Origin of the sequence: Limnohabitans planktonicus II-D5, from assembly GCF_001270065.2 — a bacterium.
Lineage (GTDB): Bacteria > Pseudomonadota > Gammaproteobacteria > Burkholderiales > Burkholderiaceae_C > Limnohabitans_A > Limnohabitans_A planktonicus.
On the sequence record NZ_LFYT02000029.1, the window covers coordinates 1 to 24,955 of the forward strand.

Below are 24,955 nucleotides of genomic sequence, written 5' to 3' on the forward strand. Positions count from 1 at the left end.
CAATGGCATTGGCGATGGCTTGACCTCAGTCGCTGGATTGCCGCGCTTCGCTCGCAATGACGGTGGGTCAGAGCAATGTTGCAAGGGGCGCGCAATGACGGGGGGCAGAGCAATGTTGCAAGGGGCGCGCGATGACGGGGGTCAGAGTAATGTTGTAAGGGGCGCGCAAAAAACCTGCCTTGACGCTCAGAGACTTCGCGCTGTCAGCAATTTGGCCACGCCGTGCGATCACAATACTTTCAATTCACACCCCCAGGAGCCATCATGAAATCCCGTGCAGCCGTCGCCTTTGCAGCAGGCCAACCTTTGCAAATTGTCGAGATCGACGTCGCGCCCCCGCGCAAGGGCGAGGTGCTGGTCAAGATCACGCACACCGGCATCTGCCACACCGACGCCTTCACGCTCTCGGGCGAAGACCCCGAAGGGCTGTTTCCGGTCGTGTTGGGCCATGAGGGCGCGGGCATTGTGGTCGAGGTGGGTGAGGGCGTGACCAGCGTCCAGCCCGGCGACCATGTGATTCCGCTCTACACCGCCGAGTGCGGCGAATGTCTGTTTTGCAAGTCGGGCAAAACCAATTTGTGCGTGGCCGTGCGTACCACGCAGGGCAAAGGCGTCATGCCCGACGGCACCACCCGCTTTTCATACCAAGGCCAGCCGCTGTACCACTACATGGGTTGCTCGACCTTCAGCGAATACACCGTCGTGGCCGAAGTCTCGCTCGCCAAAATCCGGCCCGACGCCAACCCCGAACAGGTGTGCCTGTTGGGCTGCGGCGTGACCACCGGGCTGGGCGCGGTCAAAAACACGGCCAAGGTGCAAGAAGGTGACACGGTGGCCGTGTTCGGCCTGGGCGGCATTGGCCTGGCCGTGGTGCAAGGCGCCAAGCTGGCCAAGGCCGGGCGCATCATCGCCATCGACACCAACCCCAGCAAGTTCGATCTGGCGCGCACCTTTGGCGCGACCGACTGCGTCAACCCCAAAGACCACGACAAACCCATTCAGAAAGTCATCGTCGAGATGACCGGCTGGGGTGTGGACCACAGCTTTGAATGCATTGGCAACACCCAAGTCATGCGGGCCGCGCTCGAATGTGCGCACCGTGGCTGGGGCCAATCGGTCATCATCGGTGTGGCCGGTGCGGGCCAGGAAATCTCCACCCGCCCCTTCCAGCTGGTCACCGGCCGCCGCTGGATGGGCACCGCCTTTGGCGGCGTCAAAGGCCGCAGCGAACTCCCCGGCATGGTGGACGACGCCATGGCCGGGCGCATCGCGCTGGCCCCGTTTGTCACGCACACCATGGGGCTGAGCGGCATCAACCACGCCTTCGACTTGATGCACAACGGCCAGTCCATCCGCTCGGTGGTGCACTTTGAAGGCGACGCATGAAACGCATCGAACAACACGCCAGCTTTGGCGGTCGGCAAGAAGTTTGGGCGCACACCTCCAGCACCCTGGGCTGCGACATGCGGCTGGGCGTGTACCTGCCGGAGGCCGCCCTGCGCGGCGTCAAGTGCCCGGTGCTGTACTGGCTGTCGGGCCTGACCTGCACCGAGCAAAACTTCATCACCAAAGCCGGTGCACAAGCGCACGCGGCGCGGCATGGCGTGATCGTGGTTGCACCCGACACCAGCCCGCGCGGCGAAGCCGTGGCCAACGACGATGCCTACGACCTGGGTCAGGGCGCTGGCTTTTACGTCAACGCCACCCAAGCCCCTTGGGCAACGCATTACCGCATGCAAGACTATGTGGCCGTTGAGTTGCCCACCTTGATCGAGCAGCACTTTGCGGCCAGCGATTCACGCGGCATCTTTGGCCATTCGATGGGCGGGCACGGCGCGTTGGTCACGGCGCTGCGCCACCCGGGCCGCTACCGCAGCGTGTCGGCGTTTTCACCCATCGTGGCGCCATCGCAAGTGCCTTGGGGCCAAAAGGCCTTGACTGCCTACCTGGGGGCAGACCCGCAGGCTTGGCGTGCATGGGATGCCGCAGAACTGGTGGCCACTGCGCGCCAGGAAAAGCTGCACCTGCTGGTGGACCAAGGCGATGCCGACGAGTTTTTGGCGCAACTGTGCCCCGAACGGTTGCAAGCCGCCTGCGAGGCAGCGGGCCACCCGCTGACCCTGCGCATGCAACCGGGGTATGACCACAGCTATTACTTCATCGCCACGTTCTTGGGCGATCACTTTGATCACCACGCCAAATATTTGTAATCCCGCAGGGCGGCCATGACGGCAGCGTGTGATTCAACTGGCACGGCATGGGACCTTCGCCCTGCTTGATGCTGTAGGAGCCCACCCCGTGGGCGATGGCTTGCAGGGCGTGTGCCACGCCCATCGCCCACAGGGGTGGGCTCCTACAAAAAATCTATCCCTTACATGCGGTTCAGTTGTAGGTCGGTGGCTTTAGCCCCGACATGCAGCACACGCTGAAAAGCCACCGACGGAATACCGGTGAACAAAATTCAAATTTCAGCGTGCCGGATCACCAGCAGCATTGCCAGCGCCCTCTCATTGGACAGCGGACCAATGCTCCTGCTGTCATTAACAAGTCAATTTTTGGGCTTAGAGCGCGTTTCATGGCCTTGCCAAGCCTCATGCGCACTGAACGCAGCTGCCGTCAGTTCGATATCTGCCCGAGAAATGCGAACTTGGTTGGCGACATCGCGCCAAGTGCCCACGACATCCATCACCTCGTCAACGATGTGCAGCCCCTGCGCGGCCGTCAAGCCGTAAAACGCGGCCGTGCTCAACGCGGTTTGCAAGTCGGGACGGTTGTCCATAGCCCATCGAATTGCCCCGTCATGGCTGGACCTCAGAAGTGCTGTTGGCAGAGTCGGGTAACTGCACACTGGCGCGACGCTGGCGTCGCGCAGCAGGCGATGGGGCCAAAGCCAAATCCTGCAACTTGCGCCCCACTTTGTCATCCGCTGCCAAGGCATTGAAATCAGCCTGCAGCCCGAGCACCGCCAGCACACGCAGATAAGTGCCCAAAGTGGCACCGGCATCACCAGCTTCGACCTTGTAGACCGAAGTGCGCGACATGCCTGCCCGCTGCGCCACCACGGTAGTGCTCAGTTTGCGGCGCAAACGCGCCAGCCTAAGGCGCTCGCCCAAGGCGCTGAGCAGTGTTTGCTCTTGGGGGAAAACAATGGGTGGCTTGCTTGGCATTTCGCCGTTATGGACAAAACCCATGAATATTGTCCATTTTGAATTAAAGAACTGAGATGAATCAGCCGTCAGAGCTACAAGGGTCTGGGCGAAATGAACCCCGGTCAATCTGCAGGCGCTTTTAGCCGCATGCCGCAGCCTGCCAACACCAGCGGCTGGTTCAGCCACTCATGCCAAGAGACCCAGGCCTTGGTGCTGTGTGCACGCAGTTGCAAGGCGGGGTTGATGACGTAGTAACCGTTTCGCGTGCGAAGCCAAAGTTGGCGGCTGGGTTGGTAGTTGCTGTTGACTTCGGCGCGCGCCAAGACCGAGTTGATGTAAGTGCGGGTGCGACGTCTGGGCGGCAGGACGCTGTCGGGTACACGGTCCATGTGACGCATCAGATGGTCGGCACAAAAGCCTTTGATATTGCGCTCGACCTGTGCATCAGGCAGCAACTGCGAAAAAAACTTTTTGTAGCTGGTCAGCATCACCGTCAGCAACCAGTACTCGCCTTGGTGGCGCTCCAAGCGCACCAATTTGCCATCGGTTTGCACATCCATCACCGCAGGTGACAGCAGCGGGTAAAGCACATCCAGCTGGTGCGCTTTGTGCTCAGGATCATCCAAAAAACGCGCCAAGGCATAGTCCCATGCACGGTGGCCGTAATGGTCTTGAGTCATGGGGTCGGCCCCGCGCTCCAGCAAGGCCTGCACCAAAGCCACATTGCCGCACTCAGCGGCCAGCATCAAGGGCGTGGCGTTGAAATAGGTGCGGTGATCCACCCCGAACTGATCGCATTGGCGCAAGACCTCCTTGAACCCCCGGGACGCATAAGGCTGACGCTGGCGCTCGGCCAAGGCTTCGGCTTTCTTCACCAAAAAGCGCCACGCATCACGGCGATCGGCCTCCAGTCGGGCAAGGTGTTGGGCGGGCCCCTCGTGCCTTGCGCGCGGCACTGGGAGCTTGCCTTGTGAGGCCCAGATCGCGTGGCCGATTTGTTTGGCCGGTTCAAAGTTGCTGGCTCCCACCAAGTCATGAACCCACCCCGATTGACCATGCCACAAGGCATAGTCCAGCAAAGCTTGACGGGGTTTGTTGGAAATCTGACCGGGCAACAGCGCTTTGGGCAACAGCTCTTGCAGCGCGGCCTCATCCCAAATGGGCCAACTGGGTTTTTGCGTTTTGAGCATGGTTTGCCGAATGGCCTCGGCCTGCTCTTGTTTGCCTTGCAACTCCAGTCTGCGCGCCTCGGCCGCCCATTCTTGTTGGCTCGACGTTTGAGTGGACGCCAAATTCAGCGCGTCTTGCGTGCGCAAGTCCAGCAACTGCAGCAAGGGGTGGGCCGTGTCCGACTCCACCAACAGCAACTGATCCACAGCGCGCGTGAGCGCGACATACAAGGCATTCACGTAAAACTTGAACAACTCCAAAGACCGATCGGTCTTGTCACGCGCACGGCTGTAATCGAGTGTGTCGCCTGCCAGATCACTGGCCTGCACCCCTTGGGCGACCTCTGCAAACGCCTGGCGCTGGCCCGATACCATGTCGACCAAAATCACGTTGGTGTATTCCAGTCCCTTGGCCTCGTGCACAGAAAATACCAGCGGCGTCTGGAACTGTTGGCGCACCGCCGCCTTGTCTTCGTCGCGCAGCACCAACACGGCAAACTGCGTGGAGCCCCGCGTTTTGAGGTTGAGCTCGCGCCGCGTCGCCTCTTTGTCGGCCAGCAATTGAACGGTGCCACTGGCTTGAGCCGTGGCCTGAACCAAAAAGTTGGTTTCCCGGTCAATGGAGCCAAACCGCGCATGCTTGATTTTGAGCAAACGATTGGCCAAATGCGTCACCGCCTGGCCATTGCGGAAGTTGGCTTTCAAAACAGAAATCGTTTGCGAACGGGCCAAGGATTCGTCTTGCCAAAACAAAGTCTTGACAGCGGCCCAAGAGAAAAAGTTCGGGTGAACAATCTGGTTGGAATCGCCACACAACAAAAACTGCCCGGGCTTGGCCAGTGTCTTGAGCAGCAGTGCGAGCTGCACACTCGTCAAATCCTGCACCTCGTCGACCACCATGAAGTCATAAGTTGGCTGGGCTTTGGGCAACCAATCGTGGGCCAACAAATTCAGGTCAAAAAACCCCGATCCGGCCAGCCAAGAGCGGTACTTTTCAAACAAATCAAACACGGCCGCACGTTGCGCAGGGGCCAGCAAAGACTGGCGCACGCCCAAGGCCAGATAACTCTCGCGACTGAGCACGCCCTCGGCCCGGCTCGAAATCACGCCACGAAACTCCTCAAACAAAGCGTGCGCGTCAAGCCCGCCCGTGGCTTGTTTGGCGGCACTGCGATAGCGCTCAAACCAAGCGCCGAAAGCCGAAAAATCAAGCTCACGCCCAGCCGGTACATGCAAGGTTTCCATGAACTCCCGGTAGCTCAAAAATTCGGGTTCTTGCCCCTGCGCCTCGAAGCCGTGCGCAAAATAAATGGCGCGTGCGCTTTGCGCCAAAAAGGCAGACTGCGTCACATACAGCACCCGCCCATGCGCTTGGCGCAGTTTCTCAAGCGTCAAGGCGGTCTTGCCCGATCCCGCCGAACCCACCAGCACCAGAGGCGCGGGGGTGTCAAACACCGCTTGCTGGGTGTCGTCAAAACTCAGCACTTTGTCGAGCACATGAATTTCGCTGCACACCGGGTGCACATAACGCAGCGTCTGCGCACCGTCATCGCGCCCAGGGTCGCCTTGTTCCCCACTTGCATCGTCGTCCACATCGATTTGGTCCCACTGCAAGCTGGCTCCGCGCAAAAACCGGGCGTTGGCGTAGTCGTGTTGGTGAATGACCTCCAGCGCCAAACACACCGTCTCGTTGTTGTAGCGCGCAAATTGCACCAACAAACGGTTGCTCTGATCCAGCTTGAAACGCCAATAAGGCGTTGGGCTCAACTTCTTCAGGTTCGGGCTTTTGAAGTCGTCTCGCGCAATCGCTTTTTCCAGCTTGGCGAACTGGCTTTTGACACGCTGTGTGTCCAGGTGGTGGTGATGAAGTAAACGCATGCCAAATGGTAATGGCACTTTGCAGGTTTAGACGATCGCCAAGAACATGAAGGCCTCCTCATGCTTTGTAGTGGTAAGGCATGCCACGAAGGGGGGTGACATCGTGGGCGATCTGATCGAGGACTGTAAAGCCAAGCATCACCCCCTGCCCGAAATCACGGGTGTGCAATCTCTGAATTGATCTGGATGCTGCCTTCTAGAAATCAAACCGCACACGGCCATTCGACAGCGTCACCTTGTCGGCCGTTGTTTGGCAATGCCAGGTTTCATAGCGGCCCTCGGGTGTCACCATGGTCAAACTGCGCGGGTCAAAAACTGCCGCGCACACATGGTCGCTGGCACGCACCGACGCATAGCGAATCCATGTCACCCCAGACAGCGAATCCCTGACCAGCGTGGCCAGTTTTTGGGTTTCGGCGTAGTCACTCGGATGCATCCAGAGCGCTTGCGCCAAAACCCATGGTTGCGATAGCAAATCTAAAGCACGCCCTTGCACAGAGGCCTCGACCATCGAATGCTCTGTGACCAGCGCTTGCTTCATGAGCCCCGCGCTGTCCAGCAAAAAACGCTGACGCCAATAGGCGATTTCTGCGCAGGCGCAATAAGCGTCATCTGCGCCGTACCAAATGCCCGGTGAGTTGACAGCACGAAAACGCGAACCCGTCTGAGGCACATAGCGAAAAGGCGCTGCCAAAAGGTAGTGCAAACCGCTTGCCTGCGGTGGGAGCGGCGGCTTGCTGGCCTCCAGCATCTCTTCCAGCATCAGCTGCTCGTCTGCGGAGTCCACCAAGCGCATGGTGGCCGCAACGTACTGTGTCTCGACCATTCGGAACGCAGACATGTGCAAGTCGGCACTGAACTCATGAACCCAATCCGGGTTCCATGAAGCCGATGACATCAAGCCGCACCCCGCATGCCATCCAGATAAGACAGGGCAGTCACAAGGCCCTGGGGGGTTTCAATCAGCGTGGCCGGGATACCGTTCAGTGTTTTGTTGTGGCTGCGCAGCCAATCCTGGCGCTTTTGCGCATCGCCGCCCACAAGAGGGTCCAAAGAGCGGAACAAACGCACCAACAGCAGCGCCAGTTGTCCCTCTTTAGACGCAGGGTCGATGCCCCGGCTGCCGTTGGCAATGCGGCTGATGGTCGGCTCACTGAACCCGATCACGCGGGCCAAAGCCGCACTCGACAGATGCAACTCTTGCGCCGCGCGCATGGTGGCTTTGCCCAGCACCATGAATTTGTCTGGGGCTGTGACTGCGTTGGTTAGCATGGCGTGCTCCGATATTTCTATAGAAATAATTTAGCATAAAAACAAAATATTTAAATGTTTTATGGGCTTATTCACCATTGATATGTGAAAACTGACACTTGTCATGTTCTCAAAATTGAGTTTTGGCGACATGACAGGTGTGACGTGTACTCGCCAAGAACATGAAGGCCTCCACATGTTTTGTAGTGGTAAGGCATGCCACCAAGGGGTTGGCCGTTTTGGGCGTGGGTGCCAAGCCTTTACGATCAACTTCATGAATGCAGCCATCAACGTGAAGCACCTGCTCCTCATTTGGGAGCAGTTCCGTGCAGCAACCGACATCACCCCCATCCGGGATGAAGCGCACTGCGCGCGCATGACCGAGATGCTCCAAGCCCTGCTGGATGAAACCCAGGGCAAAGAAAAGCATCCCGCGATGGGCTTGGTCGACATCGTGGGCGATCTGATCGAGGGCTATGAAGCCAAGCATCACCCTCTGCCCGAAGTCATGGGTGTGCAAGCGCTTAAATTTCTGATGGAACAACACGGCCTGAAGCAAAGCGATCTGAGCGAGATCGGCAGTCAGGGTGTCGTGTCCGAAATCCTGACGGGCAAGCGAGAACTCAACATTCGCCAAGTGCGCGCGCTCAGCGAACGGTTTGGCGTTTCTGCCGCAACCTTTGTGTAAGGAGTGTGGAACTCGGGCAACGCCGCGCCATGAAGTCCGTGTTTATCAAAAATGCTGGCCCCAGCTCAGCCCTGTTGGCTGCGTTTTCTAAGTTGACTGCCTGCTCACTCAAGTGGTTGGACAACAAGCGTGACATCGTTACCCGATGGTTGCAACTCCTGCAGCGTGAATTCCGTCGCTGACTCAGGTGTTGAAGTTTGCCACCAGCCCCATCACTCATTTCAAGCCGTACCACACACCGCGACCGCTACCGTGCTGCTCCAGATGGTTGCGCTCGGCCAGGTCGCGGAAATGCAGCTTGAGGGTGTTGCGACTGGCACCCGTCAATTGGATGGCATCCATCATCGTGACGCGCCCGTGCTCTCTGGCGAATTCCACGATCTGCAGTGACAGCTCGGGCAGGGTGGCCAGCACGATCTTTTCACGTTCGACCTTCTTCTCCAGGCGCCGCACCTGCTCTGCCAGCGAGCGCAAGAAGAACACCAGCCATGGCTGCCAGTTGGGCGCATCAGTGCGGATGGTTCCTTGTGTCTGGCGCAAGGCCAAATAATAGGCTTCCTTGTTCAGCTCGATCACGCTCTCCAACGAGCTGTAGGGCACATAGGCATATCCGGCCTGGATCAGCAGCAGTGTCGTCAGCACCCTGCTCAAACGTCCGTTGCCATCCTGAAAAGGGTGAATTTCCAGAAACACAACGACGAAGATCGAGATGATCAACAAGGGGTGCAGCTTTTCCGGTACCGGCGACTTCTGCAGCTCGCCATTCACCCATGACACCAATTGAGCCATCAGCTGTGGCGTGTCAAATGGCGTGGCGGTTTCGAAGACGATGCCAATTTGTGCACCGTTTTCATCGAATGCAGCGACGCTGTTCGAATGGGTCTTGTACTGCCCCCGGTGGCGTTCATCCTTGTCGCTGTGGGTCAGCAGAACTTGGTGCAGTTGCTTGATGTGGTTCTCGTTGAATGGGATGTCCTGCCACGAGCTAAACACCATGTCCATGAGTTCAGCGTAACCGGCCACCTCCTGTTCGTCGCGTGTGTCGAAGGACTTGATGGCCAGGTTGGAAAGCAGACGTTGCACTTCGCGGTCGGTCAGTTTGCTGCCTTCGATGCGGGTAGACGAGCCTATGCTCTCGATGGTGGCCACCCGCCGTAGCGCCAAAAGACGCTCGGGCGCCAGCGTTCCCAAAGCTCGCCATGCGCCCTTGAATTCGTCGATCCGAGCAATCAGGCTCAGGATTTCGGGTGTGATCTGGAGGGTGTCTGAACGCAACATGAAACCAATATTACACCCATTAACACCCATTTATAATGCGCATCCTGTGAATGGATTAAAGTCGATACCCAGTGTGGCATGCTGAGTGATCTCATCAACGCAAGCCATTCGCCCTGCAAACCATCGCCCACAGGGGTGGGCTCCCACTCCAACAAAAATCGCCGCCCACACGCAGGGCCAGCGATGCACCCGTCAATCCGCCCCACTTTGCAGCCCAAACACAATGCTCATGGGCTGACCGGATCAATAAAAGCTTCCCATAAGTGCAGCATAATGATATTTCCAGCTTCCCTATACCGAAGCAATTTATTGCATACTGCTTTCAATTAGGCTATCATTTTAATGAAATTAACCAGCCTATAGGCTAGCAATGTCTCCTGAACTGAACCAACTTCGACTTGAACAAGTGCAGTCCACCCTTTCCGGCTACGCGGACTTGGTGAAGCGGCAGCCACCGTCTCGGGGATGGCTGAAGCTCATCCGAGAAGCCCTGGGTCGAACGGAACGCCAGCAGGCTCAGCGGCTGGGCGTTTCGGGGGCGACGCTGCACAAGTCCGAACAATCCGAAGCGGATGACCGCATATCGCTCGGACAACTGCGCAAACTCGCTGATGGACTGGATTGTGAACTGGTCTACGCACTGGTTCCCAGACGTCCGCTCACGGACGTGGTTCAGGAACGCGCTCGCACCATCGCGATGGAAGAGGTCGCAAGCGTGGCCCACACCATGGGTCTTGAAGACCAGCGCCCCGGCGCAGAAAGGCTTCGCAAACAGGTGGAACGCAGGACCGAAGAATTGCTGCGCGGCCGCTGGTCAGACCTATGGCGATAGATCTGGATGAACAGGACGGCCAGACACCCCTGGACCCCGACGAGAGAGCCGGGCTCATCCCGGAGTACCTGGCCACCAAGGGCGACCTGAACGACTGGGAGCAGGAGAACATCTTGCGTGCCGTGCGCTGGCTCAAGCGGGTCAAAGCACCGCAAGTGCTGAGCGAAGGGTTCTGCCGAGAGCTGCACGAGCAGATGTTCGGGAAGACTTGGGCGTGGGCGGGCACATTTCGCAAATCGGACAAGAACATAGGCTGCGATTGGACGCAGGTTGCGGTGCGGCTCAAGAACCTGTTCGACAACACGCGTTGGTGGGTCGACAACGCCACGTTTCCTCCTGATGAAATCGCAGCACGCTTTCACCGCGATCTGGTCTGGATTCACCCCTTCCCCAATGGCAATGGACGACATTCACGCATGATGGCCGATGCATTGCTGAGAAGCCTTGGCCAACCTGCGTTCTCATGGGGAAGCGGCGGAAGTCTGGTTGCCGCAAACGATATTCGGGCACGTTACCTGGCAGCCCTGCGAGCTGCAGACCAAGGTGACTACCAGCTTCTGCTTGCGTTTGTCCGCAGTTGAGCCTGTGAACCGTGCCGGCAAATCTAGCCCTGCAAATTACCCCACTGCCGCATCAAGCCCAAACACAATGCTCATGGGCCTGCTGCCCTGGTGCGACTGGTAGCGCACCCGGCCGTGATACGTGAACGGTGCGGCCTTGCCGACAGCCAGCTTGGTGTCGCGCAGAAAGAGGTGGATGTCGATGCCTAAAGCGGCGGAGCGGATGATTTCGTCGCCGCGTTTGCTGGTCGGGTCGGTGGTGTTTTGGCTTTGCCTGTGAAAGTGCGTGTCATCGATCCAGTGGTCCATGTATTTGTGCTCGTCAGCCCTGGCTTGCAGACAGAATTTCAAGTAACATGTTCGTTTAATCGATCATTCAATCAATAAATATCGATTTAACGAACATGAAAATCAATCAATCTGCCATGCTCATGCCGTCACAGCAAGAAGAATGCGCCCGCTTGGGGCAACTTCTGGCGCGCCTGCGGTTGGCGCGTCAAGTCAAACAGGCTGACGCTGCACTGCGTGCAGGGCTGTCTCGCAACACGGCCTATCGCCTTGAAAAGGGAGAGCCCGGCATCGCGCTTGGCCAAGTTTTGCGCTATCTGCATGCCATCTCACCCAACAGCACCCTTTTGGACTTGTTGACTGAAAAAGACCCCGCGTTGCTGGCGCTCAGTGCGCGTGAAAAAACCCAGCGGGTCCGCGACCTGAGCGCGGCAGAGCGTGAAGAACTGGACTTTTAAGGCAAGAAGCAGATGACCGCCAAAACCTTGAAACTGATGGTCTTTGCTCACCTGGGGCAGGACTAGAAGCCCTGTCGGCAGCTGCACATGACGGAAGAAAACACCGAGGTACTTGCTTCGAGTTTTGCTTACGGCATGAACTACGCACGTCGGTCAGATGCGCTGGAAATTGATCCCGTCAGCCTCAGTCTGCAAAAGCTCGATGACGTGTAGCGAGACATCATCAAAGCAAGTCACTTTCTTGGTCTCTACAGCCTCAGGGAGGCTCATGCCACGTATGTGTGCGCCGGAAGCTATTACAGAGTTTGCAGGCAAACTCACCGCCTTTTAGGCTGTTTAGCCTACAAAAAAATACTTGGCGTCACCGCCTTGTTTGTGTGTAAAATCACAAACAACGACCACAGAATCGCAAACGTATGTCAAATTTTGAATACGCATTTCCTTCAATCAGAGGGGTGCAAGCGGGCAAGGAATATTACGTTTCCATGTGTCCCCTGCGACTGATTCCGCGCATATTCCTCTTCGATGAGGATGAACTTTCTCCTGAATTGCGTGCCCAACGCACTCTAAATCGAAGCAGGATTCCCGAGATGGCAAGGTACATCCTGGGAAACAAGAGTGACTACGTCTTTTCCGCCATCACAGCCTCCATCAATGGAGCTGTACGGTTCACACCTGTAGATAACAAGAAAGCCGATGAGCGTCTAGGCATCTTGCATGTCGACATGAAAAATCAGTTCATCATCAATGATGGACAGCATCGGCGTGCCGCAATTGAGCAAGCAATCAAAGAAGACCCATCACTTGGTGACGAAACGATTGCCGTAGTCTTCTTTGTAGACCAAGGACTTTCACGTAGCCAGCAAATGTTTGCTGATTTGAACCGGCACGCCATTCGACCGTCGAAGTCCTTGGGGCTCCTCTATGACCAACGCAATGATGCTGCGAAGGTTGGCAAGCTTGTGGCGCTCAAATCAGAAGCCTTCAAGGGCATGGTGGAGCTGGAGCGAAATACCCTGTCTGAGCGTTCGCGAAAGCTATTCACTCTGAGCGCACTGTGCTCCGCAACCTCAGACTTCCTTGGGATGAGAGAGTTTTCAACACCAGATGAAGCCGCAGATGAGGCCATAGCCTACTGGGATGAGCTCTCCAAACACATTCCAGAATGGCAACTGGTTCGCAAATCAAAGATGACTGCAGGAGAAATTCGCAGAGATTTCGTCCACTCACACGGGGTACTGCTCCAAGCGTTCGGAAGAGTTGGTGCCAGTTTGAATGCTGGAAAAAAGCCAAACTACGCCCCTCTTGCAAACCTCAAAAAGATCAATTGGGCAAGATTAAACGCAAGAGACTGGGAAGGACGAGTCATGATGGGGGGCCGTCTGACCAAGGCATCCAATAGCGTCGTACTTGCAACTGCATTCATCAAAAAGATCATTGGTATTGAGCTCAGCCCCGAGGAAATCAAGGCAGAAGCAGCATTCAACAAAGGAAGGGCGAAGAAGTAATGGCCTCAAACATCTCTGAAAAGATCGAAACAGCGATCTCAAACATTGCCAACCTCTACACGGCGGATGACCTACCTTGGATCATTGGCTATAGCGGCGGAAAGGACTCCACCACGGTTCTTCAACTGGTTTGGCTTGCAGTTGCATCCATCCCGAAAGAACAGAGAACAAAGAAGATCCATGTGATTTCTACCGATACCCTGGTGGAAAATCCGATCGTTGCCAAGTGGGTTGAACTTTCTCTCGCCAAAATCAATTTGGCATCCATCGCGAATCGGATGGGCATTGAAGCCCATCGCTTGACACCAAAGATTGAAGACAGATTTTGGGTCAATTTGATTGGTAAAGGCTACCCCGCACCACGTCCTAAATTTCGGTGGTGCACAAGTCGTCTGAAAATCAGTGCATCAACCGACTTTGTCCGGAATGTGGCAACGGAGCGAGGTGAGGCGATTCTGTTCCTGGGTACGCGTTCTGGTGAGAGTCAAGCACGAGCCAAAGTCATGGCCAAGCACTCTGGCAGCACCCGCGAACTTCTGAGTCGCAATTCAGATCCGCGACTCGACCGAGTCTGGATTTTCCCACCAATCGGCGACTGGAGCAGTGACGAAGTCTGGGAATACCTGATTGAAAACGAGAACCCTTGGGGACACAGCAACATTGAGCTGTTTCATCTCTACAAAGGCGCCACTCCTGACGCAGAGTGCCCCCTGGTCGTCGATAGCAGCACGCCAAGCTGCGGTGACAGTCGATTTGGATGTTTTGTTTGCACCATGGTCGAGAAAGACAAGTCCATGATGGCAATGATCCAAAACGATGAGGACAAGAAGTGGATGATTCCTCTTTCAATCTTCCGTGAAGAAAAACTCAACACGGACGACTTCAAGCATCGTGATTTCCGACGCTTGGACAAGAACATCAACATGTACAAGACCAAAGAAGGTCACGCGTTGATTCACGGCCCGTACAAACAACACTATCGTGAAGAGCTCCTGCTTGAGCTCCTCAAAGCACAGACAACCATCCGCAAAGACGCAATTGAGGGCATGGAAGACTTCGAACTCATTTCATTGGAGGAGCTTGAGGAGATTCGCAGGATCTGGATTGAAGAAAAGCACGAGATTGAAGACAGTCTCCCAAGGATCTACAAGCAAGCAACTGGCAAGAAGTACCCTGCCCTTGATTCGGATGAGCGTCAGCTCTTCACAAAAGAAGATCTGGACATCCTGAAATCGATTGCGTCCACAGACAAAGATGAGGACGGGATTCTCTATCAGATGCTTAGAGAAATGCTGCATGTCGAGCAGAACTATCGTGGCGCTTACCGCCGTCACGGTATCTTTGAAACTCTTGAGAAGACACTAAAACATCACGCCTTCCTGAACAAAGAAGAAGCCCTTGAATTCAAGTTGATGCAAGCTGACATCACTGAAGAGGCAGATCCTTCTAGTGACGTTAGCCCGACAGATGAAAGCGTGATGTACGAACTGAACGAAGATGTAGAAACTGAGACTCAAAATGCTTCTAACTAAACTCACGCTACACAATTTCGGAATCTATGCAGGTCGTCATGAAATCGATCTTGAACCGAAAGAGGACAAACCAATTATTTTGTTCGGTGCATTGAATGGCTCTGGAAAGACAACGTTGCTCGAGGGCATCCAGTTTGCTCTCTTTGGAAAATTTGCAAAATTTCTTGGCAAAAATAAGTCCGCATATGTTGAGTTCTTGACCAATTCGATCAACAGAAGAAACCTTCAGAACTCAGCTTCTGTCAGCGTAGAGTTTGCGACCAAGCGCCGTGGCAAGAAGCAAAAATATGAAGTCGTTCGGACCTGGTCGCTCAAAAGCAACGGAACGCCAACCGACAGTGTTCAAGTCTTTCGAAATGGAGAGCTTGACATGGATCTCTCAGATCGTTGGATTGAGATGTCTGAGACATTCTTTCCGAGTCAACTGTCCGATCTTTTCTTCTTTGATGGTGAGCGCATTGAATCTCTGGCTCAGCCAGCCAGATGCAGTGAACTCATCCGTACAGGGCTGAACTCATTGCTAGGTCTTGATCTTGTCACTGATCTGAGCAAGACCCTCATCACACTCGAACGCCGCCTAAAAGTTGAGGGTGTTAGCGAAGCAGATCGTGAAAAGCTAACTCGTCTCGAGGCGAAGCTTTCCACTTTGACTGAACAAAGAACCTCTCTTCAAACAGAGCTTCAACAAGTATTTGAAAAGGATGCCCAACTCAAGACTCACCTTGAGTCATTGAGAAATCAGCTCAAGCAACAAGGTGGCGATCTTTACACCCAACGCGACTTGCTTGTACAACGTCAAAACGAATTGCTCAGTGCGATTGACTCAAAGCGTTCGGAAATGGTGGAGCTGTCTGCTTCCGTACTCCCTCTAGCACTTCTTGAGCGCTTAATGAAAGAGGCCGAAACTCTTTCCATGAGTGGCCTGACTGCATCGCAAAAAGAAGTGGTCAAGGATGCCTTGGAATCATTCAGCTTGAATGTTCTAGCTGAACTGTCCAAGAGAAAAAATCTAAAAACCGAACAACTTGAACTGATTCAATCGGTTCACGCAGCGCTCCTTGCAATCAATTCGGATGGCGACAGTCTTCCTGAAATCAACTTGTCCCGCGAGGCAATTTTTAGGAACCGAACCGACTGCTCGATTCAGAAGGCTAGCGGCCTAAAAATGGTCCTCGAACTTGGAAAATTTCAGACTGAGCTGGACCAGATCGAGAAGAATTTGCTGGCAGTTCCTGATGCTGAAAAGCTTGAACCTTTGTTCCTTGAAATCAAGACAACTGAGGACGAAGTTCGATCTGTAGAGACCTCGCAGAAGTCGCTGGATGATCAAATTCAGCGTGTTCAGCGTGAACTCGATGCTGTACAGAAGCAATTCGACAACGCTGCAGATGAACTCAAAAAGCATGAAGCAAACGAGATTCTGCTGGCAAAGATGAAAACGCGTCTGAATTCAGGTCGCGAAGTCTTGAATCTGTTTGAGGAAAAGATTCGGAGCAAGCACATCAGCACACTTGAAAAGCTCATCAAAGAGGGCTTTGAGACTCTGCTGCGCAAACGTTCATTCATCAACTCGATTTCAATCTGCCCTGAGACCTTCTCTCTCACCATCAATATTGTTGGCGAGGGGTTCGTCCCAGCATCCAAGCTCTCAGCAGGAGAACGCCAACTTCTAGCCGTTGCTGTTTTGTGGGCATTGGCTCAGGCATCAGGCAGGAAACTTCCTACCGTCATAGATACTCCCCTTGGGCGCCTTGATAGCAGTCACCGAAAGTCTTTTGTCCAAAACTACTTCCCCAATGCTGGTGAACAGGTCATTCTTCTGTCCACTGACGAGGAGATAGTCGGCTCCTACCACCAATCTCTTAAAAAGTTCTTGTCGCACCAGTACCTGATCCAGTACGACGAAGATAAACAATCTTCCAACATCTCATCAGGGTACTTCCAGCCTGTCAAGGAGGCAGCATGATTGAAACCGTACGCGTTTCAGAAAAGGCAAAGATCCAACTGATCACGCTCAAGCGACGAACTGGAATTCAGAACTGGAATACCCTCTGTCGCTGGGCACTGTGCTCATCTTTGGCTGAGAAATCTGAACCGCCAAATGAAGAAATTCCCTCGGACAGCTCGGTTGAGATGACTTGGAAGACCTTTACTGGTGGAGAAGAAGAGCTCTACCTCGCCCTCGTACAACTCCGTGCCACCAAAGCAGGACTGCCTCTGGAAAGAGAGAGCGTGAATCGATATTTTCGCCTTCACCTTCACAGGGGCATTTCCTACCTAGTTGGCAATCCAAAAATGAATAAGATTGAAGATCTAATTCGCTTAGCAAGTTAATTTGATTAACTATTAATCTTTAAGCAAATTCATTCAAGATTTGGAAGTGATTTTTTATCCATATCACTAAGAACATCAGCCAAGGACGCTTTTAGAATTGCCAATGTTTCTGGTTTTTGGAGAGAAGGTTTCAAGGCTGATTTATCGTTCAAGCTAACAAACCAATTTCTAAGCGTTCTAAAACATACTTTCCAAACGAATTTATAGATTGGGTGATTCATATCGTGAAGATGAGCACGAAGAGAATCTGCTCTCGCCTTCCCAATTGCACCATAGCGCCAATGCAGTGCCTCTTTTGCAAGTGCAACCGCATGAACACAGATTAGTCCACGGGCTCTTCGTATTGCCTCTAATTGAGTAGGACTATCATCTTGAGCTGCAATAACCTTATGTGCAAGTCCAGGCACCAGCGCGATCAGTTCCTCTGACGAGCTTTTCTTCAAAAGATAGTCTGCCTGTTCAAATAACTCATGTGCCAGCATATATACTTGCGCAGAGATTTCTGTATTAAAAGCAACTTCCTCCAGATCTCCAAAAATTTCCTCCTTTTTAGCGACAGATTCAGCAGGACGACCCAAATAGGCCAAGTAATGCTGCCCTACTTGTTCCTTTGTCACAAGGCGATTAGCAAATTGAGCCTTAACCGCACTTGACAAAGATTTCCATTCTCCACGTCTTCGCTCATAAAATACTGGCATCGGAAGCATCCCAAACGCAGACTGTAGGGTTTTTTGCCTCTTACTATTTGACTGAAGATCGCTAATTTTGACCGGAGATTGACTATTTGTATAGGAAGAAATTCTATTCAGGGCATTAATTCCTTCTGCATTGTCTGAGATCGCGATAACTCGACACTGAACAGCAACCTCACCCTCAGCGACCTTTGCTCGACTTTCTTGCAATACTGATGATGTTTGCGCACCATTAACAATTTGAGGATTAATTGCCTCGAGATTTCCATTACTGAATTCAAAAGAGTCTGCCACCACAGTCAAGCCATTATTAAATAACCAAAATGACTTCTTGCCTTCATCAGTGGACAGAGTATTTAGCATTTCCTTGTTTATTCGATTGGTGCGTCGTAGATAGTATCGAACATTCCCGTGAAATAATCTTGCATTCCATTTTGCAACAGCATCACCAACAGAGCGTCCATCTAATGTTGCAACGGCCGATTTCTCAACACCAGGTATATTTTCCTCACTTGATTCATAAAATGAGCTTGCACGAGAAAGTTTAAAAATTACTTTTTCATTCGCAAGATTTGAAATAGGATCATCTGATAATTTTAGATCATTGAATTTTTGGGTATCATATATAGTCGCAGAATATTCGTCACCCATAGCCTCAACGGCTGATTCAAATATATTTTTAGATTGATCAGTAATTTTACCTGCCAAATAAACATCAAGAGAAACAGATGCGCCATTAGCAATCGCTTCTTTGAGTTTGATAGAGGCATCTAACAATTTATCTTTATGAGGACCAGCAGAAATTGCATCTGGATTCATCAAATACTGAGTAACTTTAATTAAAGAATCGATACTACCCGGTTGAATAGTTGATTCGATAGGATCTTTCAAAAATTTTGCCTGAATCAAATGGAATACAGCTCCTTCTTTATCGTAATACCAGCCATCCAACCCTGCATCACCTTGCGATAGCGTATCTGTCTGGTTGTACGCAAAATCAGCCTCCGTATCGTGAATAAACTTCAAGGCCCATGCAGGGAATGCACGCTCAGGTTCACACCCATAATCGTCAGCGAAATTTGTTACCTGCCGAATAAACCATTCAGAAAAATCAGGAGCAATAGCCATAATTGATCACCTCTTCTAGATTCAATTTAAATACTTGAGCCTCACCTTGGATCATCATAGATCTGGAAGTTCTGAATCGGAGGAGTCGGTTTTAAAATCCACTCTGAACATCTTTTCTAGTACGACATCCGGACTTTGAGTAGGGTTCTGCTCAAATTCAGTACGCAAGTACTCTAACCCTCCAGCCGCATAGCGTTCAAACTCTCGTATCACAGCATCCTCATTGTCAGCTCGCAGAAGATCTACATTTGGGGACTCCATTCCAAGCATTGCAATTAAGAAGATGTACATCTCCAACCTGTGAGATGCAAAGGTCCCGGTTGTAATCTCTTTACGGTCACTCCCTACTTCGCGCTTACGGCGATGTTTCAACCCCACTGATGCAGCAAATGCAATAGCGCCAGTGTTGAATTGATAGAGAGGATTACCGATCGAGACCCCTTGGATATTCTTGCCAGTCAACGTGTTGACTACGTCGGAAAATTCGCCAGGCCAATAAACAGACCTTTCTTTGGTGAAGTGACTCTGATTCCTCATACCTTCACCTCTTTCAAGATGGACTGTGTTCGTTCGGCGCCGTAGGAGTTGAGTAAATACTCAGTGCCATTGATGTTGAGCGGTTTGACGGGCTTCGAGCCCTGAGGCCCAGCCTCTTGTGAGAGGATGAGATATCGCTTGCCAACTACCCCTTCAAGCGCCGCTGCGACTTTTTCGCCCCAAGCAGCAGAAGAGATCATCAGGACCAATTGAGTCGTCTGCAACGCCAAGTTCTTAGCAACTGAGCCTTGATATTCAGGGTCGAGTGCTGAAAATGGAGCATCGAGAACCAAGGGGGCAATCGTTGGCTCAGTCATCCACTGAATTTTTTCTTGAGTCTTCTTGGCGGCCAATGCGACCACTGTGGCGATGAAAGCAAATTTCAGAACTTGGCCTTCGCCCGTGCTGTGGCCAACGTTTTTTCCATCAGCATCAACGAGCTGAACGGCATAGTTGGCGGCGTTGATTTTGGCTTTGTAGTGCTTGGTCAGGTATTTCTCGAGTACCGAATTGAGCTCGAGCGCCAAGATGTGCAGGGCTCTGTTTTCTTGCTCCTGAAGTGAGCGCCTGATGTAATTTGAAAGGCGCTCTGCCTTGCTTAACTGATTTTTAAGTCTCTCACTGACTTTCAGCTTCCGAGAAGCCGCCTCGTGCTGAGCTTTGAGATCCTTGTATCGCTTCACGTTTTGCTCAATCTGATGAGCCATTCCGCCTACTTGCTGGTGAAGAGATTCGAATTCCCGTTGAAGTTGCTGTCGTTCCTTTTCCAGTTTTTGAATTTCAGCAACATCAATGCCTTGCAATTGCTTGGTGAGATCTTTGATTTCGTCTTCACACTTAGCAATTTCACGATCGATTCTTGTGATCTGCTGCCTAATTTCAGCGATCTGGACCGGGAACTCAGATGAATTACGCTCAATGTCTCGGATCAAGTACCGTACATCGGAGATCCGTTGATTCAACGCTCCTGTGGATGCAAATTGCAGTAGCTCATTGATCTTATGGGCCTCGTGCGATCCTTCTTTCACCGGGCGACCGCAGATGCACAACTCTCGTTCAAGAATGTCTTTGACCAATTGATCACTGTAGGGTGCAGGCAAACGACCCTTCACTTCCTGGTCTTCGAGCCTTCCTTCAAGCTTGGTTGTCAAGTCGTTAAGTACCAGCGCTGGCGCGGCACGGCCAATCAGTGTGGCAGCTTTCGCTGTATAGACTTTGTGATCGTCTTCAAGCCTTCGCTTTTTAGCTTCTTCTGAATCTCTCTGCCTTTGAAGCGGCTCGGCTTGAGGCAATTTGCTCAAATTGGCATTGGTTTGAGCCATCGCGATTGAGACTTCTTTAGTCTTTTCTTGCAAGGCTTCCAGTGAGCTTTTTTGACCTGGCAAGACGCGGTCAATGTTGTCCATATCAGCCTGAAGCGCAAGTAATTGCTTGTCATTCGACTGGTTTGCGACTTCCCTGCGAAGTTTGGCCTGAACTGAGTCAAGATCCAGCAGCAGTCGATCGATGAGCTCAAATCCAAGTGTTTTCCGCAGATCTCTTTTGAATTCAGGGTTTCCCGACAACTCAAGAGAGCCGATCGCTTCAGCATCAAAGAAAAACCAACTGATCAATCCCGGCGGAAGAAGTAATTGGATAAGGCTTTCGCCTCTGTCGATCAGCTTTGAGTTTCCACGCTCGATCTCAAACACCTCAAACGAGGTCTGCTTTTCGTTCGTGGCACAACGTCTGACGCGATACTCTTTTCCGCCTGAGCTCTCTTCGTCTTTGAAAAGTATCTCAACAGAACACTCGCGCTGGCCTTCTTTTGCGGCTTCTTTGTTGACAAGTAACTTCTGGTCTTGGAAGCGTGGCGTGAACTTTCCTGTGATGCACCAATGAATTGCATTGAGAAAATTGGTCTTTCCTGCACCGTTTTCTCCATGAAGAACGGTGACTCGCTTCACATCGTCGTATGCGAAGTTGACTTGTTGGACTCCGTAAAATCCTCTGAAGTCAGTAGTTACTAGGCTTAGCAGTCTCATTAGAAATTCGCCTCGTCAATGAACTTTGCCAAACGATCAATCCTTGTTGACTCCTGTACAGCCTGACCAGGTTTAGTCATATCGCGCTCGAGTCTCAGAATTTCCGAAGCAATTTCCGAAAGCACTCGGTCCTCAGGAGAGAGCTGTCCCACGCGCTCCCCCTCCAGTTCTTCATCAACTTCTTCCAACAGACTGTCTAAATCAAGCACATTCTTTTTTGTCGCCATCTGGATCTCCAGGTTCTAGCCCAATTGATTTTTGCAAAGCTTCAAGTTCTGCGAAGACTTCTACGTTATTCACCGAATCTCTGGCAAATTGGTAGGCTCTTCTAATTTCTTTGGCTGCAAGTTTCTTGAATGTTTTGGCATCCGTAGCAGCTCCTACGACAACGAAGTCGAATAGGGCGGCCACGTCCTTGCCTTCTGACTTTCGCAGAACACGTCCGCGACGCTGAATACCCTGCCTATCTGAGCTTTGACTTGCAAGCAGGTAGGCTCTTTGGCAAGCAGGCACGTCTATACCTTCATCAAGGACTTTGATGGAAACAACGGCATCAATTGCCTGGCTTCTGAGTCTGTCAAGCAAGGCCTCTCGTGTTTGCAAAGACTCTGAGGAAGTAATTCGAGATGACCTCCAACCCAAGCCGTGAAGCAACTCACTCACCGCTTCAATTTGGCGAAGCTTTTCACCATCCTCTTCTACAGAGCCATCTCCACAATAAAACAGGCTGTAAGGTTTCCTGCCCTCGATTTCAAGGTGTGATCTAAGCTTAGACAGCTTATGTTTAGCTGCGCCAACAATTCTTGACCGTGCCAGCATAAGTGGCTGAACTTTTGCCCATGTCTCAGGTGTGAAGCTTTCATCACTTCCGGCAATCTTGACAATTTTGAGAGTCAACTCTTCATACTGAGCAGTCTCATCCTCATCGAGTTCGCAGGTCAAAATATGGAAACGATACTTCGTGAGAAATCCCTCTTGAATTGCTCTTCCAAGGCTAAACTCATAGACGATTGGGCCGAAGTACTTTTCGAGATGCCGGTCATCATCGTGACCGTCAAACTGGTCATAGGGCGTTGCAGACAAGCCGAGTCTAAGTTTGAATACTTCAGGTAGTTTTCTGATGTGATTTGGGCCATTGAAATGGTGGCATTCATCTACCACCAGCAAATGGTTCTTCTGTTTCGCATCCTTGAGTATGCTGATCAGTCCTTGAAAGCGCTCATCTTTGAATGTTCGCTCGACACACACCAAGCAAGGCATGTTGATCGTGTCTGAGTACAGCGACCCCATGAACAATGCCTTGACCTGGTTGTACCACCCACGGAAATTGTCGAAAACAGCGATTGTTTCAATTCCCTGGTCTTGAAGTGCATCGATCCATTGAACTGCCAAATTCTGGTACGGAACAGTCACAACGACGAGCCCTCCCCGCACTGCATCCCTGAATCGCTTGATTGCACCAATAGCCGTCAATGTCTTACCGGTGCCGGTGGCCATTGCCAGAATCCCTTGATACCTGTTGGCCTTCCATTTGGCGATGGCTTCATTTTGATAGTCGCGCAGCTCAAATTTCTCAGGCAATCTTGCCAAGGTTCTTTGAACGCCATCGCTTGGTTCAACGATCTGATTGGTAGCGACTTTCTTGATCAGTTCAAGCGACGCCTGATCGAGTTCATAAATTCTTGTTTTGTTCGCTCGCCCTTCCCAAAGGTTCTCGAAACTATTTTCTAGAATTTTCCCGTATGCAGCATATATTTCCGGTTCTAAGGATTGATATACCGAAATGGATTCGTGGTTGAACCCATGCGAAAGGGCTGCGGAGGTTTCATTCAGAGATCCAATGAAGGCGACCTTAATGCCCAACTCATCCTCAAATATCCCGAATTTCTCGTGATAAATGCCCTTCTCACGGACTGCAAACTTGATTTGAGCAATTCCCGCTGCGACCATCTTGGAAAATGTCTGAGCTGCTTTCGGGTCTTCCCCTTCTAGCTCAAGCAGGTACTTTTCGAGCTCTTGCCTGATTTCTTGCTTCTCTAGCTCTTCCAAACTTTCCACGCCAGCTTGCAGTGCAGCAATGTCTGCAGGCTGGGTCAAGCAACCAATGACCAATCGAATTTGGCCTCCTTGGCCAATGAAGTATGCAAGTTCTGCAGCACAAGATCTGAATGTGGTTGAGGAAAAGTAGCCCACGGCCCGGTCATAACGCTGTGCATCCTTGAGCAAGGGCCGATAGAACTCTTGTAGAACATCGGTGCTATCACTGTCGTAGTGGCGCTGCAGTTGAAGGGCTTGAAAACTCATTGGGCATTGAAACTAGTTCTTTGAGGGTTCACCTTGTCAGTTTTCTGGCGAAACTCTAGAAATTCCTCTAGTTTTTAGCACTAGCTAGACTCATGGGATGAGCTAACCTGATGGGGTCAATGTAGACCCTTATCATTACTGTCGTGGTCACAGTACTATAGCTCGATGCAATGGCAGAAGTTAGAGACTACGAAAAAGACGTTGCGCTATTTAAACTTTCCCGAAGCAAAAAACCGATGCGCTACGACGGCAAGATTTTTGTGAGGAAGCTCGCGAATACTGATCCGACACCAATTTCACCAGGCGATGAGTTCGCCTTCTTTGATGAGTTTTGCGAGCAATCGACTCGTTACGCATACCATACGCAGTGAATGGCGCGGACACGTCCAAATCCCTATGCCACCGAATGTCGTCTCTGCGGCGATTGAAGCAACGTCGGCTTGTTGCCGACTGATGTCCGCCCGTATGTCTGACTCGATCACCGCTTCCGCTGCACAACTGTCATTTAATACGCTAGCCCAACCTTTCACAAAAACCCAAACCTCCGCGCATGCGCCTCCAAAAACGCAGGCGCAGGCCGAAACCGCTCAGGCAAGCGAATCGCTTTTCCTTGGTATTGCGCCAAGCTGGTTTGTGCAAACGGATCCAATTCGGCGTGACGCAGCGCTTCGCCCACGCGGATGGTGAAGTCCGGTAACACCGTGATCAGCCCTTGGTCATACGCCCGGTCGTGCAAGGCCGACATGCACAGGCCGTTGCTGGGGTTCAGGCGGTTTTGGGTGTCCATGCTCCACGGCACGATGTGGCTGGCCACCAGCAGCTTGGGCACGCGCAGGCCGCTCATGCAGCAGGTGGCGTTGTAGCTGGCCAAGATGGCGCGGCGAAACCGGGCTTGGTTGACGCGCACCTGCACGGTGGCCGTGCTGGTTTTGCCTTCTGCAATGTCGGGCACTTCGTCCAGCACGTCCACAAAGGGCGGCAGGCCGTTTTGTTCTGCATAGTGGCCAAAGGACGTGGCCGCTTCGGTCACCACGGGGTCGTTGGCCGCCAAAAATTCGTTCCAAATTTGTTGGTCCAGCTTGGACGCATTGCCCATGCCGCGTCGGCCACTGGCCACAATTTGAGGGTCGAGGCTGGCCAAATTGACCAGCTTCATGGCCACAGCGCTGGCGGTGCGCCCAATCCATTGCGACAACTGCACGATGCGCGGTTGGTTGCGGTGCAGCTGCCCAAATGGCAGTTGCAGGTAAATGTGAAACGCCGCCAATGTTTCGTTGCGCGTCCAGTCGGTGGATCGTGGCATGTGTTGTTCTCCCTGATGGCAGATATTTGCTGTCCTCGTCCC

At 52.5% G+C, this 24,955-nt stretch carries 24 protein-coding genes; 11 read left to right on the forward strand and 13 right to left on the reverse strand.

Annotated elements, in window-relative coordinates; all coding sequences use genetic code 11:
• Positions 1–264: 264 nt before the first annotated feature.
• Positions 265–1,386 carry an S-(hydroxymethyl)glutathione dehydrogenase/class III alcohol dehydrogenase gene (locus H663_RS37270; protein ID WP_053169187.1) on the forward strand — a complete coding sequence of 374 codons (1,122 nt, stop codon included), beginning with the start codon at positions 265–267 and terminating at the stop codon, positions 1,384–1,386.
• Entirely contained in the window at positions 1,383–2,210 is an 828-nt protein-coding gene (gene fghA / locus H663_RS37275; protein ID WP_053169186.1) for an S-formylglutathione hydrolase, read from the forward strand. The genes H663_RS37270 and fghA overlap by 4 nt, the downstream gene beginning before the upstream one ends.
• Before the next feature lie 338 nt (positions 2,211–2,548).
• Here the strand turns inward: fghA and H663_RS37280 are convergent, their stop codons facing one another.
• The 5 genes from H663_RS37280 to H663_RS37300 form a co-directional block, all read right to left on the reverse strand.
• Positions 2,549–2,779, reverse strand: coding sequence for a hypothetical protein (locus H663_RS37280; protein WP_053169184.1), 231 nt, complete (start codon positions 2,777–2,779; stop codon positions 2,549–2,551).
• Positions 2,780–2,798: 19 nt separating this feature from the next.
• Positions 2,799–3,191, reverse strand: a complete 393-nt coding sequence (locus H663_RS37285; protein ID WP_240620559.1) for a helix-turn-helix domain-containing protein — start codon at positions 3,189–3,191, stop codon at positions 2,799–2,801.
• Between the two features lie 80 nt (positions 3,192–3,271).
• Positions 3,272–6,196, reverse strand: a complete 2,925-nt coding sequence (locus H663_RS37290; RefSeq protein WP_053169182.1) for an ankyrin repeat domain-containing protein — start codon at positions 6,194–6,196, stop codon at positions 3,272–3,274.
• A 196-nt stretch (positions 6,197–6,392) separates the two neighbouring features.
• On the reverse strand, positions 6,393–7,037 hold the full coding sequence (locus tag H663_RS37295) for an RES family NAD+ phosphorylase (protein ID WP_116695923.1): 645 nt from the start codon (positions 7,035–7,037) through the stop codon (positions 6,393–6,395).
• Between the two features lie 56 nt (positions 7,038–7,093).
• Positions 7,094–7,468: an antitoxin Xre/MbcA/ParS toxin-binding domain-containing protein gene (locus tag H663_RS37300; protein ID WP_240620560.1), complete on the reverse strand. Its 375-nt coding sequence runs from the start codon at positions 7,466–7,468 to the stop codon at positions 7,094–7,096.
• Positions 7,469–7,721: 253 nt separating this feature from the next.
• On the opposite strand from H663_RS37300, the gene H663_RS37305 reads away from it, so the two are divergent.
• Complete coding sequence (locus H663_RS37305) at positions 7,722–8,135, forward strand: helix-turn-helix domain-containing protein (protein WP_053169178.1); 414 nt, start codon at positions 7,722–7,724, stop codon at positions 8,133–8,135.
• A 216-nt stretch (positions 8,136–8,351) separates the two neighbouring features.
• On the opposite strand, the gene H663_RS37310 is transcribed toward H663_RS37305, so the two are convergent.
• Positions 8,352–9,284 carry a Fic family protein gene (locus H663_RS37310; RefSeq protein WP_240620561.1) on the reverse strand — a complete coding sequence of 311 codons (933 nt, stop codon included), beginning with the start codon at positions 9,282–9,284 and terminating at the stop codon, positions 8,352–8,354.
• 499 nt (positions 9,285–9,783) lie between these two features.
• Here H663_RS37310 and H663_RS37315 point away from each other — a divergent pair, with 499 nt between their 5' ends.
• Positions 9,784–10,245: a mobile mystery protein A gene (locus tag H663_RS37315; protein ID WP_053169173.1), complete on the forward strand. Its 462-nt coding sequence runs from the start codon at positions 9,784–9,786 to the stop codon at positions 10,243–10,245.
• Positions 10,236–10,826: a mobile mystery protein B gene (locus H663_RS37320; protein ID WP_083451006.1), complete on the forward strand. Its 591-nt coding sequence runs from the start codon at positions 10,236–10,238 to the stop codon at positions 10,824–10,826. The genes H663_RS37315 and H663_RS37320 overlap by 10 nt, the downstream gene beginning before the upstream one ends.
• Positions 10,827–10,862: 36 nt before the next feature.
• On the opposite strand, the gene H663_RS37325 is transcribed toward H663_RS37320, so the two are convergent.
• On the reverse strand, positions 10,863–11,156 hold the full coding sequence (locus H663_RS37325; protein ID WP_053169171.1) for a DUF3427 domain-containing protein: 294 nt from the start codon (positions 11,154–11,156) through the stop codon (positions 10,863–10,865).
• Between the two features lie 53 nt (positions 11,157–11,209).
• Between H663_RS37325 and H663_RS37330 the strand changes: the two genes are divergently transcribed.
• The 6 genes from H663_RS37330 (at position 11,210) to dndE (ending at position 16,925) form a co-directional block, all read left to right on the forward strand.
• On the forward strand, positions 11,210–11,551 hold the full coding sequence (locus H663_RS37330; protein ID WP_053169170.1) for a helix-turn-helix domain-containing protein: 342 nt from the start codon (positions 11,210–11,212) through the stop codon (positions 11,549–11,551).
• 87 nt (positions 11,552–11,638) lie between these two features.
• A complete protein-coding gene (locus H663_RS42425) occupies positions 11,639–11,764 on the forward strand; it encodes a hypothetical protein (protein ID WP_276309851.1) in 126 nt (41 codons plus the stop codon).
• Between the two features lie 203 nt (positions 11,765–11,967).
• Entirely contained in the window at positions 11,968–13,059 is a 1,092-nt protein-coding gene (dndB, locus tag H663_RS37335; RefSeq protein ID WP_083451005.1) for a DNA sulfur modification protein DndB, read from the forward strand.
• Positions 13,059–14,591: a DNA phosphorothioation system sulfurtransferase DndC gene (gene dndC, locus H663_RS37340; RefSeq protein ID WP_053169168.1), complete on the forward strand. Its 1,533-nt coding sequence runs from the start codon at positions 13,059–13,061 to the stop codon at positions 14,589–14,591. The genes dndB and dndC overlap by 1 nt, the downstream gene beginning before the upstream one ends.
• Positions 14,578–16,557, forward strand: coding sequence for a DNA sulfur modification protein DndD (dndD, locus tag H663_RS37345; RefSeq protein ID WP_053169165.1), 1,980 nt, complete (start codon positions 14,578–14,580; stop codon positions 16,555–16,557). Before dndC ends, dndD begins: the two co-directional genes overlap by 14 nt.
• On the forward strand, positions 16,554–16,925 hold the full coding sequence (gene dndE / locus H663_RS37350; protein WP_053169163.1) for a DNA sulfur modification protein DndE: 372 nt from the start codon (positions 16,554–16,556) through the stop codon (positions 16,923–16,925). The genes dndD and dndE overlap by 4 nt, the downstream gene beginning before the upstream one ends.
• Before the next feature lie 29 nt (positions 16,926–16,954).
• On the opposite strand, the gene H663_RS37355 is transcribed toward dndE, so the two are convergent.
• From H663_RS37355 to H663_RS37385, 6 genes are all read right to left on the reverse strand, one after another.
• The gene (locus tag H663_RS37355; RefSeq protein WP_083451004.1) at positions 16,955–18,745 is read right to left on the reverse strand and encodes an AIPR family protein; all 1,791 of its coding nucleotides are present in this window, start codon (positions 18,743–18,745) and stop codon (positions 16,955–16,957) included.
• Between the two features lie 54 nt (positions 18,746–18,799).
• The gene (locus H663_RS37360) at positions 18,800–19,282 is read right to left on the reverse strand and encodes a hypothetical protein (RefSeq protein WP_053169159.1); all 483 of its coding nucleotides are present in this window, start codon (positions 19,280–19,282) and stop codon (positions 18,800–18,802) included.
• Positions 19,279–21,306 carry an AAA family ATPase gene (locus H663_RS37365; protein ID WP_053169157.1) on the reverse strand — a complete coding sequence of 676 codons (2,028 nt, stop codon included), beginning with the start codon at positions 21,304–21,306 and terminating at the stop codon, positions 19,279–19,281. Before H663_RS37365 ends, H663_RS37360 begins: the two co-directional genes overlap by 4 nt.
• Positions 21,306–21,533: a hypothetical protein gene (locus H663_RS37370; RefSeq protein ID WP_053169155.1), complete on the reverse strand. Its 228-nt coding sequence runs from the start codon at positions 21,531–21,533 to the stop codon at positions 21,306–21,308. Before H663_RS37370 ends, H663_RS37365 begins: the two co-directional genes overlap by 1 nt.
• Positions 21,508–23,610, reverse strand: coding sequence for a DEAD/DEAH box helicase family protein (locus H663_RS37375; RefSeq protein WP_053169154.1), 2,103 nt, complete (start codon positions 23,608–23,610; stop codon positions 21,508–21,510). The genes H663_RS37370 and H663_RS37375 overlap by 26 nt, the downstream gene beginning before the upstream one ends.
• A 526-nt stretch (positions 23,611–24,136) precedes the next feature.
• Positions 24,137–24,913 (reverse strand): HNH endonuclease, encoded by a 777-nt coding sequence (locus H663_RS37385; protein WP_053169150.1) that lies wholly within the window; start codon positions 24,911–24,913, stop codon positions 24,137–24,139.
• Between the last annotated feature and the right edge of the window lie 42 nt (positions 24,914–24,955).

Excerpts from the sequence above, each read along its gene's own strand:
- H663_RS37290 (WP_053169182.1), bottom strand. The coding sequence starts at position 6,196 with ATGCGTTTACTTCATCACCACCACCTGGACACACAGCGTGTCAAAAGC.
- H663_RS37295 (WP_116695923.1), bottom strand. The coding sequence starts at position 7,037 with ATGTCTGCGTTCCGAATGGTCGAGACACAGTACGTTGCGGCCACCATG.
- dndB (WP_083451005.1), top strand. The coding sequence starts at position 11,968 with ATGTCAAATTTTGAATACGCATTTCCTTCAATCAGAGGGGTGCAAGCG.
- H663_RS37360 (WP_053169159.1), bottom strand. The coding sequence starts at position 19,282 with ATGAGGAATCAGAGTCACTTCACCAAAGAAAGGTCTGTTTATTGGCCT.
- H663_RS37375 (WP_053169154.1), bottom strand. The coding sequence starts at position 23,610 with ATGAGTTTTCAAGCCCTTCAACTGCAGCGCCACTACGACAGTGATAGC.
- H663_RS37370 (WP_053169155.1), bottom strand. The coding sequence starts at position 21,533 with ATGGCGACAAAAAAGAATGTGCTTGATTTAGACAGTCTGTTGGAAGAA.
- dndC (WP_053169168.1), top strand. The coding sequence starts at position 13,059 with ATGGCCTCAAACATCTCTGAAAAGATCGAAACAGCGATCTCAAACATT.
- H663_RS37270 (WP_053169187.1), top strand. The coding sequence starts at position 265 with ATGAAATCCCGTGCAGCCGTCGCCTTTGCAGCAGGCCAACCTTTGCAA.
- H663_RS37320 (WP_083451006.1), top strand. The coding sequence starts at position 10,236 with ATGGCGATAGATCTGGATGAACAGGACGGCCAGACACCCCTGGACCCC.
- dndD (WP_053169165.1), top strand. The coding sequence starts at position 14,578 with ATGCTTCTAACTAAACTCACGCTACACAATTTCGGAATCTATGCAGGT.
- H663_RS37355 (WP_083451004.1), bottom strand. The coding sequence starts at position 18,745 with ATGGCTATTGCTCCTGATTTTTCTGAATGGTTTATTCGGCAGGTAACA.
- H663_RS37305 (WP_053169178.1), top strand. The coding sequence starts at position 7,722 with ATGAATGCAGCCATCAACGTGAAGCACCTGCTCCTCATTTGGGAGCAG.
- H663_RS37300 (WP_240620560.1), bottom strand. The coding sequence starts at position 7,468 with ATGCTAACCAACGCAGTCACAGCCCCAGACAAATTCATGGTGCTGGGC.
- H663_RS37330 (WP_053169170.1), top strand. The coding sequence starts at position 11,210 with ATGAAAATCAATCAATCTGCCATGCTCATGCCGTCACAGCAAGAAGAA.
- H663_RS37385 (WP_053169150.1), bottom strand. The coding sequence starts at position 24,913 with ATGCCACGATCCACCGACTGGACGCGCAACGAAACATTGGCGGCGTTT.
- H663_RS42425 (WP_276309851.1), top strand. The coding sequence starts at position 11,639 with ATGACGGAAGAAAACACCGAGGTACTTGCTTCGAGTTTTGCTTACGGC.
- H663_RS37285 (WP_240620559.1), bottom strand. The coding sequence starts at position 3,191 with ATGGGTTTTGTCCATAACGGCGAAATGCCAAGCAAGCCACCCATTGTT.
- dndE (WP_053169163.1), top strand. The coding sequence starts at position 16,554 with ATGATTGAAACCGTACGCGTTTCAGAAAAGGCAAAGATCCAACTGATC.
- H663_RS37315 (WP_053169173.1), top strand. The coding sequence starts at position 9,784 with ATGTCTCCTGAACTGAACCAACTTCGACTTGAACAAGTGCAGTCCACC.
- H663_RS37280 (WP_053169184.1), bottom strand. The coding sequence starts at position 2,779 with ATGGACAACCGTCCCGACTTGCAAACCGCGTTGAGCACGGCCGCGTTT.
- fghA (WP_053169186.1), top strand. The coding sequence starts at position 1,383 with ATGAAACGCATCGAACAACACGCCAGCTTTGGCGGTCGGCAAGAAGTT.
- H663_RS37365 (WP_053169157.1), bottom strand. The coding sequence starts at position 21,306 with ATGAGACTGCTAAGCCTAGTAACTACTGACTTCAGAGGATTTTACGGA.